We start from the raw sequence: 12,389 nt of genomic DNA, 5'->3' as shown, positions 1-12,389 counted from the left end.
TTAATTTTCTTACAATATAAAAACATTTTTTGTTGTGCAATTACAGATATGTGTAATTGTATAAAAATAATTTATAAATGGTAGTAATTGGGTTATAGTTTACGGTACACGGTTTTAAAAAAGAATCTCCTTTTACACTAGTTTGTAGGTACTAGTATAAAAGGAGAACATAAATAAATGTTAGGCACTTAATACGCTACGTCTATAAAACGCATAGCACCTGCTGGTACTGTTATTTCTATTTTATTGTTGGTTGCCGTTAGCTCTTCTTTAGATAAAATATCTACTATTTGTTTGGGCGTTTTGTACGCAAATGTTACGGTAACTTTTGTGTTTTGTGGGTTTATGTAATTTGGGTCTATTAAAATTAAACGTGTGTGGTTGTCATCTAATTTTATAGCACTCCATGATGCACCCGAGACTACAATTGGTAACTGCTTTGCACCTTTTGCTACTGTTGCTTTTATAACTGCACCAAACTCTTTTGCGGGTACTTTAACGCCATCTTTAATACCTACTTTGGCTGTAGATACAAAATAAGGTTTGCTTAGTTTTTCTATTGTAGTTTTGGCTTCTACTGGTGCTACTGCTACCATACCGTATGGCATAATTGGCATATAGTTTAACCATCTGTATTTTACGCCTAGGGCAACGCTAGAAAAATCGTGTTCTGGTAGGTCTACTCCTGCCCAATGCATTTGCGCATATGAAAATACGGCATCATCATCTGTTGTGCTGTATTGTTTTAAATTATGGTGTGTATCTACGGTGTGTATTAGTTTTTCGTCTACGTTTTGTATTAAATGCCATGAACCTATAGAGGTTATATTTTCTGGTTTTACTACGGGTAACACACCAGATTTCATTAACGCAAATAAAATGTTTAAACCTGGTTCTTCTGTAAATGAGTTGTTTGACACTATACCGTACCTTGCGCCATAAGCTGCCATTAAAGTACCTTGCCTTAAATAAGGAGAAATAGAACGCTGACCACCTGGCGAAAGTGGTCGCCAACTTGTTGGGTTATCATCTATTAAACGCATAGCAAAATCGTTTACATATCCGCTAGACTGCATACCTACGCGGCCGACTAAATTAAGGTCTTGAGTTCTGTTACTGGTATCCTCGGAGGCTGGCACTAAAATATCGTTGTATTTATTAGAGAAAAACATTTCTTTCCATAATGGCAAATGAGATGTTGCTGCCCAAAACATATTTTTGTACCTAAAATACAATTTGGCTCTATTATTTTTTCTGATTGCTTTTGCCAATCTAGGCATATATTCTTTTACAAAATACTGTACTCTAGCATCTTCTACATTAGCCATTTCTGCATATACAAAACCATAACATGTGGTTGGTGCAACTTCTAATATTTTTTCTAGTGTTTCTATTTGTATGTAAAAAGGATCGTTACCGTGGCCTGCCCAAAACGTAAATGGTTGCCCTTTAGCCTCAAAATCTTTTGCCATTTGCACAATGTCTTCTCTAGAGTCTTGGTATTTACCACGTTTGTCTTTTTTAAGGGCTATTTTACCCATAGCTTTAACCATTGTAGAGCGCTCTGTACTTTCTTTTGGCGATTTCTGTATTACAAATTTTACATTATTTGCAGTTAGCTTTTTTACATCTTCATTAATTTTTTTAGAGGTAATCATTACCCAATCCTCGTCAGATTTTTGCTGGTATTCTGGTAATTTAAAGTCTAACGTTTGTTGGTATAGTTTTGCTAGGTTATTTTCTACCTCTAACATTCTGCCCTGTTTTGGCTGTTTTGTGCTCCACCAATTTTTATGGTCTAAATTATAAACATAAACTGCATTGCCACCATCTACTTCGCCCGCAGCAAATAAGCTATTTTTGCTGGGTATATAGGTAATATCACTATACACTTTTGCAGTAAATCTTTTGCCTTCTTTTGCTACAAGATTACCCTTGGTATCTAACACATAAATTATACTACCGTGCTGAAACATAATTTGTTTACTTTTTGGCAAATACGCTCCTTTACTATGTGCATACCTCTGAGCATCTTTAGAACTACCATTAAATGTTGCTAATGTGTTAAAATTACTATCCAGGGCTATAAAAAAAGATTTAAAGGATAAATCTGCAAAAAACAAAATATCATGTAAACCATCATTATTAATATCTGCCACAGCAAAATCTGTAATCATAGTTTTACCAAACTGTTTAAGTTTATTGTCTTTATACTCTAAGCGTTTTATAACTTGCTTGGTTACTGGGTTTATAAATCCTAAAAAATCCCATCTAAATTTATCATGAACATAGGTCATTACAAAAAGGCTTTGCTTGTCTTTTTCTATAAAATTACCAGTCATTAATTTACGTACTACACCATCTATCTTGGTAGTAGACACCAAGTCTCCTTTTGCATTTAACTCATACAAATTATAGTCGTTACCTCCTGCAAATATTTGTGGCTTGCCGTTATTTACTACAGCTACTTCACTAAAACGCACTTTATGTTTAGGTGTATAGCTCCACAATTGTTTACCAGTACTGGTATAACAATAAATAGTACCATTAGCACTTGCTGCAATAAGTTCATCTTTACCATTATTTGTAATATCTGCTGCAACTATATTAAATACTACAGCTGGGTTAATTGCTGGTTTACTCCATATTTTTTCTCCAGAAAGTGTGTATGCAGCCAAAGCACCATCTAACTCAGACACATATAGTATTTGGTCTTTATTATTATTGGCAACAATAGCATTACGTATGCCATTGCCCTCTGTTGTAAAGTTTTGTGCGTGTGCAGTGCCTAGCATTACAATAAATACTAGCATATATGTAAATTGGTTTTTCATTTTTTTTTAAAGTTTTAGCTGTTTAAAAAATCACACATCTGTAAACAACAATTGTTATTTAGATGTTATTTGCATTGTCGAAGATATTGTCTTTGTACTTTTTTTTGTAGCCAATGGTAAATACGATGTCTACTTAAGTACAAACACCTAAAAATTAATTAGTTACCACTATACATAAATTTTATTTATAGCAATAAGTATTTATGTTGTTCTAAGTAACTTTTTAGTATATAAAAACCAAATAGTTACAAGTAGTGACACCAATATACCTACACTATAAGATATGGTGTAGTTTACCTTAAAACCTTCTGGCGCAACTAATATATAGGTAACTACAACTGTGGTCATAAAAGCTGCTGGAAAAATAATAAACCACGTTTTTTTACCTTGTTTTTTCATATACACGGCCGATGCCCATAAAACAATGGTAGCCATTACTTGATTAGACCATCCAAAGTACCTCCAAATTATGGCAAAATCTACTTTAGTAAGTATTATTGCTATTACAAAAAGCGGAATAGTTACCAAAAGTCTTTTTAATAATTTAGACTGATTTATGTTAAACGAATCTGCTATGGTTAAACGTGCACTTCTAAAGGCTGTATCACCAGATGTTATTGGTGCAGCAACTACGCCAAATACAGCTAAAATTCCACCTAATTTACCTAGCATAGTATTACAAATTATATTTACCACCCAAGCTGCGTTATGGCCATCTTGTGCCATTGCCTCTCCAAGCTGACTAACACCTCCAAAAAAAGACATAGAAACGGCTGCCCAAATTAATGCTATAATACCCTCTGTAAACATTGCACCAGCAAATACCTTTTTGCCATCTGCCTCATTAGATATACAGCGTGCCATTAATGGCGATTGCGTTGCATGAAAACCAGATATAGCACCACAAGCAATGGTAACAAATACCAACGGAAAAACTGGAAAAGTATGGGGGTTAGAATGCAAATTGCGTAAAGTGCTAATACTAAACTCTGGTATGGTATAGTCTTGAAAAAGTAAGGCGCCAAACAACCCAAAAGCCATTAGCAGTAAACAAAGTCCAAATAAAGGATATATTTTACCAATTAGCTTGTCTATAGGAATCATAGTGGCTAAAATGTAATATAAAAATATAACTATAACCATTGTAGCTGCACTAACTCCTGTAAGCTCTTGTAGTATACTAGCTGGTCCTTTTACAAATACTACACCTACTAAAACCAATAATACTACGGCAAAAATTCTCATAAAATGCTTTACACCATTGCCCAAATATTTGCCTACTATTTCTGGTATACTTTGCCCACCATGACGTATAGACAACATTCCGGAAAAGTAATCATGCACAATGCCACCAAAAATACACCCAAAAGTAATCCATAAAAAAGCCACTGGACCCCAAAGCGCACCAGATATTGCTCCAAAAATAGGACCTAAACCTGCTATGTTTAAAAACTGAATTAAAAATATTTTACCCAACTTAAGAGGTACAAAATCTACACCATCTTGTTTGGTTATAGCTGGCGTTTTACGGTTTGTATCTATACCAAATTGCTTTTCTACATAGGTACCATAAACAAAATAACCAACAACAAGGATTACCACACAAATTAATAAAGAAATCATACTCTTTTTATTTAAAGTTGGTTTTTATGTTTTTTAGCAAAATTATTAAGTACTTTTTGTTGTAAAGTTGTTAGGTTCTCTCCTTTTAAAAACCAATATACATTTCTAGAGATTACAATATCTTTTTGTAACAAAGGCATTAAGTTACTTATTAAATTACTGGTTACTGCTTGTTTGTTTTGTTGTAGTATACGTAAAAACAAAGCTGTTTCATGATAAGTAATGTTTTTACTAACTACCAAACTTAAATCTGTTACGTAATTACTATTTAACCTAGTATTAGTGTTTAACAAAGAGTTTAATGCAGCTATTTTAAGTTTAGTATTTCCTTTGGTTATAAACGTTTTTAAGGTAGATAAATAGGTATCTTCACTTCCGTTTTCTGCGTAGAGAATAGCATTACGTACTAGATTGTTATTTTTTAATGTGTTTTGCGTTACCGCGGCTACTACATCTTTTTCGTATTTTTTTTGAAGATTTACATACGTTATAGCAAACAATTGTTTTTGAAGATTATCACTATTTAAATAAGCAATATAATTTTTGCTTGAAAAGTTAGAAGCCGTAACCTCTTTTATTTTTTCTACTACTGCGCCGTGCGCCCAGTGCCAAAGCGTATAACATGTTAAAGATGCACCATCTACAGTATCATCTTCATTTAACTCTAACAAAGTTTCACCAGCAACAGCATCTACAATATCATGAGATTTTACAGTGGTTAAAATTTCATCAATTCTAATGCTCTTAAAAGGCGAGTCAACATCTAAAAGTATTTTTTGCGTTTTACTATAATCCTCTTCTGTATATGGTTCTCCCTCATACTTTTCTAAGGCTACACCTTTTGCTAATTCATATTTTTGATATTCGCCAATGGTGTTCCAAATAATACGGACAGGAACAATTTTACACAAGTTCTCATAACAAATAACAGATTCTACATCCATATAATAAGATACTGGCAAGTTGTTTTTGCCTTTTACTTCTACAAGTACGGCATCTTCAATATTATTTTGCCCTTTACCAGGATGATGAACTTTTATATGGTGCTTTATTTCGTTATTAGATTGTACTAAGTGTCTTTTAGCACTTTTATCGGTAAATAAAAGTGCTAAAAAAACAACCGTAATTATGTAGGTATATCTTATAAACATTAGTAACAACGAACTTCAAAAAGCTTAATATTAGGATCGCCATAGGTATCATTAAAAGTAACACGTATTGCATTAGTTTTTATGGTTTTAAAATTAACTTTTACCAAACGTGTTCTGTTATCCGTTACCTCTGCAATGGTTTTCCAGCTTCCTTTTTCTCTTGCTTCAACTTTAAAAGATTTTACCAGCTCTGGCGGTATACCAATAACCTGTCCTTTGTTTTTAGCCGGATTCTTATGCATCATCATTTTACGCTGCAAATTAGTGTCAAACTTTAACTCTACAGCTGATAAGTCTATATTCTTTTTCCACTCTAACTGCAATTCTGCTTGTAAACCGTCTGCTTGCCAATGGTGTATTTTTTCTACCTCATCTCTGCCAACACCATCAATTAAATTTTTTACATCCCCAGATATTGTAGAAGAACCAAAAATTACACTTGCCTGCCTAGCTTTATCGTTTTTATCATTTGCTGGTCTGCTTGGCAGGTAAGAGTCGTCTCTTAACAACTGTTCTTGCAAGTCGTTTATATACTTTTTACCTATTTCTCTAGGTGTAACTTTATGTTGTATACACAATGCAGATGCCGTACCTACTGCTTGCCCCATTAGAGCGCAAGTAGCAATAATACGGGATGACGATAATGCCATATGTGATACACTTACGTTACGCCCAGCCAGCATTAAATTACTTACATTTTTAGAGTACAAACAACGAAAAGGAATTTCATAAACCTGCTTAAACCTAGAATGAAAATAACTAGCTGGCTCGGTTAAATTTTCAATACCACCTGGGCAATGCTCATCTAAAGACCAGCCACCATAAGCAACAGTATCTGTAAAATGACGGTATTCTTCCATATCTGGTTGGGTTAAAATATAATCTCCCATAAACCTTCGAGACTCTCTACGGCCTGGCACAGAACCTATCCAATCTAAAGCTATATTTTCTGCTTCAGGAAAATTACCCGAATTTTTAATATGGTCCCAAACACCGTAAAAACGTGCTAGTAATTTGTGTTTTATATCTTCTCTCTCGCCAATAATATCATTATTACTACCAATTTCTACCCACCAAAAACCTTCTTTTACTTGTTTAATTTTACGGTGCTTGTCTTTAAAAGCAGTTTCGGCATCAAAAGGAATTGCGTAAGAAGGCGGATTAAACTTTATTGGTCTACCCATATCTTTTGTAATCATCATAATACAGTCTCCCATTACCCAATTGTCTGGCACATCTGGAGCAAAGGACTCTCCAAACTCCTCTTTGCCTTCTCTACCAATTCTGTACTCCGCACCAGCCATTGCAGCCATTAAACCATCTCCAGAAGAATCTATAAAAACATCTGCGTTAAATGTATATGCCATTTCTGTAGTGGTTTGTCTTGCAATAACAGATTTTATTTTATCGCCATCTTTAACCACGTCATAAGCTTGTGTATTTAAAAATAATTCTAAATTGTTTTGTCTTGTAACAAAATCATACAAAACGTGGTCCCATACAGGGTAAGACTCTTGCTCATTAAAATGCCAATTTTCTATAAGCATTTCTTCTAAAACACCTGTTTCTCTTTCTACAATATGTTTGTTTTTTAAACTCTGTACTCCGTTTACAGTAACCCTAATTTCACTAGAGGCATTACCACCAAGCACTGGCCTATCTTGTATTAAAACTGTTTTATTACCCATTCTTGCAGAAGATACTGCAGCACATATACCTGCCATACCTGCACCAACAACCACAACATCTGCAGTAATTACTTTTTTCCTATTTAAATGAAATTGTTGTCCGTCTGCATTGGTATTCCAATTAGGAGTTGCAACAGTTTCTGTGTTTTTATTTTGCGCTGTTAGCTCACCTACTATGGGTAACATACTTACAGCTAAAACTCCTTTTGTACTTGTTTTAAAAAACTTTCTTCTTTCCATTATATAAAGCTAAAATGTGGTATGTATTATTTATTAGGACAATTTACTAAGTAGGTATAAAATAAATGTTTTGCTCAGTAATTTAATTGTACCTCTCAGTACTTACGTTTATTTTTTAAGCAATACACTTCACTCCCTTTATCTTTACTATTTTTGATAAAAACTATTTATATGAGTAAAACTTTGGTTAGGATTGAAAATTGGAACAGAAAAGATCACTTTAATTTTTTTTCAAAGTTTGATGAACCATTTTTTGGAATTACAGTTACAGTTGATTGTACTGTGGCATACAAAAAAGCAAAAGAGAACAATACTTCGTTTTTTCTTTATTATTTATACCGTGCATTAGAAGCTGCAAACCAAATTGAAAATTTTAAATATAGAATTATAGATGATAAGGTGTATTTATTTGATACCATTAACGCATCGCCAACTATAAACAGACCAGACAATACGTTTGGCTTTTCTTTTATAAATTATAATGAAGACGAAGTTAGTTTTATTGCAGACGCTAAAAAAGTAATTAAAAAAGTACAAGAATCTACAAGTTTGTTTCCTGAGGAGGAAGATAAAATAAACGTTATACACTTTTCTGCTTTGCCTTGGTTAAACTTTACTAGTATGTCTCACGCTAGAAATTATAAATACCCAGATAGTTGTCCTAAAATATCTTTTGGAAAAATAATGACCACAGACAATACTAAAACAATGTCTGTTTCTATACACGCGCATCATGGTCTAGTAGATGGCTACCACGTTGGTCTTTTTGTAGATAAGTTTCAGGCTTTATTAAACAAATAAAAAAAACCTTGTTATGGCATTTTACTGCCTTAACAAGGTTTTACTTTTATCTATCTATAAAAATATTTTAAAACTCTAAAACCGAATTAGGCGGTAATGGAACCTTATTTTGTTTGCGCCATTGTACCAATTCTGCTAACATTGTATTGGCAATATCTTTATTGGTTTCTACTAAGTTTGTAGACTCAGACGGATCTTCGTTTAAGTTGTACAACTCTAACTTACCATCTGCTAAAAACTGAATTAACTTGTAGTTGTTTTTTCTGATTACAGAACACGTACCGTGTTTCCATTGGCTAGCTATATGCCAAAACAAAGGGCGATTTGTAAATTGCTCATTGTCTTTAGTAAACATTGGAGTAATAGAATTACCATCTAACTCACCGCTATAATTTTTTATACCTGCAACATCTAAAAACGTAGGGAAAAAATCTAACGCAGTTATGGCTTCTTTACTTCTTCTTGCCTGTACTTTACCTGGCCAATTTACCAGTGCAGGTACTTTTATTCCGCCTTCATAAATATACCCCTTAGCACCACGTAGTAAATCGTTTTTACTTTGTCCGCCATTATACCCGTTATCTGAAGTTAAAATTATCATTGTATTTTCTCTAAGACCGTTATCATCTAAATACTTAACAATTCTGGCAACATTAGTATCTACAGACTCTACCATAGATGCATAACCAGCATAATGTTCTTTTCTTTTTATTTTTTCTGCAATACCTTGTCCGGTAATAGAGTCTACCTCTTTATTTAAGTATTTTTGGTATAGTTCTTCATTACGTTTTCTAACAGGTGCGTGTACCGCATAATAATCTAAATTAATAAAGAAAGGTTCATTTTTATGATCTCCTATAAACTCAATAGCTTCATCTGTTAACCTATCTGTAAGCCATTCATCTGTTGGTTTTTGCTCTATAAACGGATTGCTAAATGGTGCTATATAACCACCACCTACACTTTTATAGCCACCTGGTTCTAAAGCAGGGTCTCCACGGTATGTACCTGCAACGTTTTTTATAAAACCACGACCCTCTGGGTAATATTGGTGTATTTCTGGTGTTTTATGTTTTGCTACCCAACTATAATCTCCCGGATCTGGTTGTGTCAGTTTCTGTTGTATAGGGAAAGTCATTTTCTTTTCTTTTTCTGGGTAAGGCCCAACAATGTGCCATTTACCTATGTGTATTGCCTTGTAGCCAGCATCTGCTAAAGGCTCTGCAAAAATGGTATGCTCCTTACCCACTGTCCACCTAGAAAAGATGTTTTCTTCTGCTGTACCTTTTTCTAAAACAGGTACAGTATACACCCCTGTTCTAAAAGATTGCTTACCTGTAAAAATTGCCGTTCTAGATGGTGAACACGTTGGGTACATATAAGCATTATCTAATACCAAACTTTCTTTAGCAAGCGCATCTAAATTAGGGGTTTCATAATAAGTAGACCCATTAAAGCCAACATCTGCATACCCTAAATCATCAACCAGAATAAATACTATGTTTGGTTTTTTAACTTCTGTTTGTTGTGCTACCTTTTCGCCTTTAGTTTCAGGTTTTTCTTTGCAAGAAAAAGCTAAAAAAGTAATAAAAAAGCAGGCTACAATGGGATGTCTAAAAACATTTTTTTTTAAATGTATCTCTATCATATATTATTTTAATTTAAATTGATCATATTCAGGATTTACTTTAGCATCTCTAAACCTTGGTCTATCCTTCCATAAATTATAGGTTGCTTTTAACTGATTAACATCTTCTGGGTATTGCCCCTTATCGTCTGTATTTTGTATCCAATTTTCTAATTCAGTTCTGAGTTCTGCAAGAACAGCTGCGTATTCTAATTTTTCAGCTAAATTATTCATCTGGTGCGGATCCTGTTTTAAATTATACAACTCTTCCTTTGGGCGTATACCAAACCAATGTTCTTCTTGATATGGGGTTAATTTACCTTCTTTATGTAGTTTTTTAAAATCTTTTACTATTGGTTTATTATCTCTATAACCCGCTTGTAACATTGGTCTTTCTGGGAAATAATTACGAATATATCTAAAGTCTTTAGATACTACGGTTCTTATCCTATCTATAGTATAATCACATCTATCTCTTGCTCCAATAACATATTCTGGGGCATTGTAATCTTTTGCGAATAAATCTTGCCCATCTAAATATTTTGGCAAAGAAACTCCTCCCATAGCAAGGGTAGTTGCAGATACATCTAAAAGTGAAACTAAGTCATTACTAACTGTACCAGCATCTATTGCAGGATGGTTACCTTTAATCATTAATGGTACTAGCATTCCGCCTTCGTAACAAAATTGTTTGTGACGTAAAGAAGAATTACTTCCGTGATCGGAAAAGAAAAATATAATTGTATTCTCCAATTCTCCATCTTTTTCCAACTGTTTTAAAATATTTTCTACAGTAACATCAGATCCCCTATTGGCATTATAATGTTCTGTCCAAGCTTTTCTCTGCGAAGGAATATCCGGAAAATAAGGCGGTAGAGGCACATCATTATCTGCCAGCTTTTCACCATCGCGCACATATTTAGCATCTTTTTTTCCTCCCATTATTTGTACCTGTCCAAACCATGGTTGGTTTTTATCTTTTCTTGCACTCCAAACTCCATCGGTAACAGACATGTAATTAACTGCTTTGTTTCCTTGCCAGCCGTTCATTCCTGGTTTATAATCCTTTTCATTACCTACTGCATACAAGGCTTTACGATTGTAATGAAAATTATAATCGTCTTTACCAGAATTAAAAACAAAATATCCAGCATCTTTCATTAACTCCGGAATAGTCTTCATTCCTTCTGGTAAATTAATTCTAAGTTCTTCTGGCACAACTTCTCCATCGGTAGTTCTGCTAGATCTATGGTTATGTGTTCCTGTAGTTGTTTGCATGACACCAGTAATTAAGGCAGATCTACTTGCAGAACATACTGGAGCTGTGGCATATGCACGAGTAAATAATACTCCGTCTTTTGCAAATTTATCTATTACAGGTGTATGTCCAATATTAATAGAATCGCCATAACACCCCATAAATGGAGACAAGTCTTCTGCAACTATCCAAAGTATATTTGGTTTTTTTACAGCAATCTGCTCTTTAGATTTGCTTCCAAATAAACATATAACCCCTAATAAATAAAGTGATAAAATTATTTTTTTCATTTTTTTTTATTTATTTAATTCAATCAGTTTTTTACCAAAAGCAATACCCAAACGTTTTTGGCCCTCTGCGTTGTAATGCACATTGTCTGTATGCTTAGGGTAATCTTTCCATTTTCTGTTTGTGGTTGTTTTTAAAAGAATAGCACTATTGTTTTCTTTACAAAAATCTATCATTGCTTGTCTAACCATTTCTGGACCTTCTTTAAACCTACCATAGGTTGAGTTAATTTGTCCTATAACAAAGGGCAATTTTTCTACGTTTAAATCTTTTTTATAAGCATTGTATAATTCTTTTAAGTTTGTTTTATAACTACTTGCAGCAACCTCTTTAGCCGCATCATTTTCACCTTGCATCCAACATAAGCCCATAATATTATATGTATTTCCTTTTTGGGTTATTGAAGTTACTATTCTTTGTATGTCTTGTATATGCATACTATACAATTTGGCTTGTTGCTTTTCTTCTCCTTTTTCTACAGCTTTACTTTTTTCTAAAGACCAATTAGGGCTCCAAGCGCCATATAAAGAAGTACCTCCTTTAGACCTTTTTACAAGAACAAACTTCTTATTTGGGTATTTTTCTGCTAAGGTTACGCCTAATAAAAGCTCTGGACCAAAACGTTTTTTAAAATTGTATTTTTCTGTTGGTTTATTATCGTAATACGATAACGGTTTGGCATCTTCTCCATTAAAACTTAGCAATACTGTTTTGGATGCTTTTGCAATTCTATTTTTTGTAATAGCATCTAAAAGACCATAATTACCTGCGCCTGCCATATTAGATTGCCCTGCTAGTAGCACAACCTGAACATTATCTTGCGCTCCTACGGCACCAAAATAAAGTAGAAAACATATTATAATTTTAAAATTCTTCATT

The 12,389-nt window shown here is 33.6% G+C and carries 8 protein-coding genes; 1 reads left to right on the top strand and 7 read right to left on the bottom strand.

What is annotated here, in order from left to right; genetic code table 11:
* Positions 1–188: 188 nt before the first annotated feature.
* From BFJ87_RS14900 to BFJ87_RS14885, 4 genes are all read right to left on the bottom strand, one after another.
* On the bottom strand, positions 189–2,834 hold the full coding sequence (locus tag BFJ87_RS14900) for a PQQ-binding-like beta-propeller repeat protein (protein WP_077406389.1): 2,646 nt from the start codon (positions 2,832–2,834) through the stop codon (positions 189–191).
* Between the two features lie 201 nt (positions 2,835–3,035).
* Complete coding sequence (locus BFJ87_RS14895) at positions 3,036–4,457, bottom strand: carbon starvation CstA family protein (protein ID WP_077406386.1); 1,422 nt, start codon at positions 4,455–4,457, stop codon at positions 3,036–3,038.
* 11 nt (positions 4,458–4,468) lie between these two features.
* Positions 4,469–5,608, bottom strand: coding sequence for a hypothetical protein (locus tag BFJ87_RS14890; protein ID WP_077406383.1), 1,140 nt, complete (start codon positions 5,606–5,608; stop codon positions 4,469–4,471).
* Positions 5,608–7,536 carry an FAD-dependent oxidoreductase gene (locus BFJ87_RS14885; protein WP_077406380.1) on the bottom strand — a complete coding sequence of 643 codons (1,929 nt, stop codon included), beginning with the start codon at positions 7,534–7,536 and terminating at the stop codon, positions 5,608–5,610. Before BFJ87_RS14885 ends, BFJ87_RS14890 begins: the two co-directional genes overlap by 1 nt.
* A gap of 171 nt (positions 7,537–7,707) precedes the next feature.
* Here BFJ87_RS14885 and BFJ87_RS14880 point away from each other — a divergent pair, with 171 nt between their 5' ends.
* On the top strand, positions 7,708–8,337 hold the full coding sequence (locus tag BFJ87_RS14880; RefSeq protein ID WP_077406377.1) for a chloramphenicol acetyltransferase: 630 nt from the start codon (positions 7,708–7,710) through the stop codon (positions 8,335–8,337).
* A gap of 67 nt (positions 8,338–8,404) precedes the next feature.
* On the opposite strand, the gene BFJ87_RS14875 is transcribed toward BFJ87_RS14880, so the two are convergent.
* Genes BFJ87_RS14875 through BFJ87_RS14865 form a run of 3 tightly spaced genes read right to left on the bottom strand, consistent with a single transcriptional unit; the run spans position 8,405 to position 12,388 of the window.
* Entirely contained in the window at positions 8,405–9,985 is a 1,581-nt protein-coding gene (locus tag BFJ87_RS14875) for a sulfatase (RefSeq protein ID WP_077406374.1), read from the bottom strand.
* Between the two features lie 3 nt (positions 9,986–9,988).
* Complete coding sequence (locus BFJ87_RS14870) at positions 9,989–11,512, bottom strand: sulfatase family protein (RefSeq protein ID WP_077406371.1); 1,524 nt, start codon at positions 11,510–11,512, stop codon at positions 9,989–9,991.
* Between the two features lie 6 nt (positions 11,513–11,518).
* A complete protein-coding gene (locus BFJ87_RS14865) occupies positions 11,519–12,388 on the bottom strand; it encodes a sialate O-acetylesterase (protein WP_077406368.1) in 870 nt (289 codons plus the stop codon).
* Between the last annotated feature and the right edge of the window lies 1 nt (position 12,389).

The organism is Cellulophaga omnivescoria (assembly GCF_001999725.1).
Lineage (GTDB): Bacteria > Bacteroidota > Bacteroidia > Flavobacteriales > Flavobacteriaceae > Cellulophaga > Cellulophaga omnivescoria.
The sequence above is the reverse complement of the archived record's forward strand: the minus strand, read 5'-3'. Positions and strand labels throughout refer to the sequence as shown.

What these genes read in the sequence shown, in the direction of transcription:
- BFJ87_RS14865 (WP_077406368.1), bottom strand. Translation starts at nt 12,388, where the DNA reads ATGAAGAATTTTAAAATTATAATATGTTTTCTACTTTATTTTGGTGCC.
- BFJ87_RS14870 (WP_077406371.1), bottom strand. Translation starts at nt 11,512, where the DNA reads ATGAAAAAAATAATTTTATCACTTTATTTATTAGGGGTTATATGTTTA.
- BFJ87_RS14880 (WP_077406377.1), top strand. Translation starts at nt 7,708, where the DNA reads ATGAGTAAAACTTTGGTTAGGATTGAAAATTGGAACAGAAAAGATCAC.
- BFJ87_RS14890 (WP_077406383.1), bottom strand. Translation starts at nt 5,608, where the DNA reads ATGTTTATAAGATATACCTACATAATTACGGTTGTTTTTTTAGCACTT.
- BFJ87_RS14885 (WP_077406380.1), bottom strand. Translation starts at nt 7,536, where the DNA reads ATGGAAAGAAGAAAGTTTTTTAAAACAAGTACAAAAGGAGTTTTAGCT.
- BFJ87_RS14895 (WP_077406386.1), bottom strand. Translation starts at nt 4,457, where the DNA reads ATGATTTCTTTATTAATTTGTGTGGTAATCCTTGTTGTTGGTTATTTT.
- BFJ87_RS14875 (WP_077406374.1), bottom strand. Translation starts at nt 9,985, where the DNA reads ATGATAGAGATACATTTAAAAAAAAATGTTTTTAGACATCCCATTGTA.
- BFJ87_RS14900 (WP_077406389.1), bottom strand. Translation starts at nt 2,834, where the DNA reads ATGAAAAACCAATTTACATATATGCTAGTATTTATTGTAATGCTAGGC.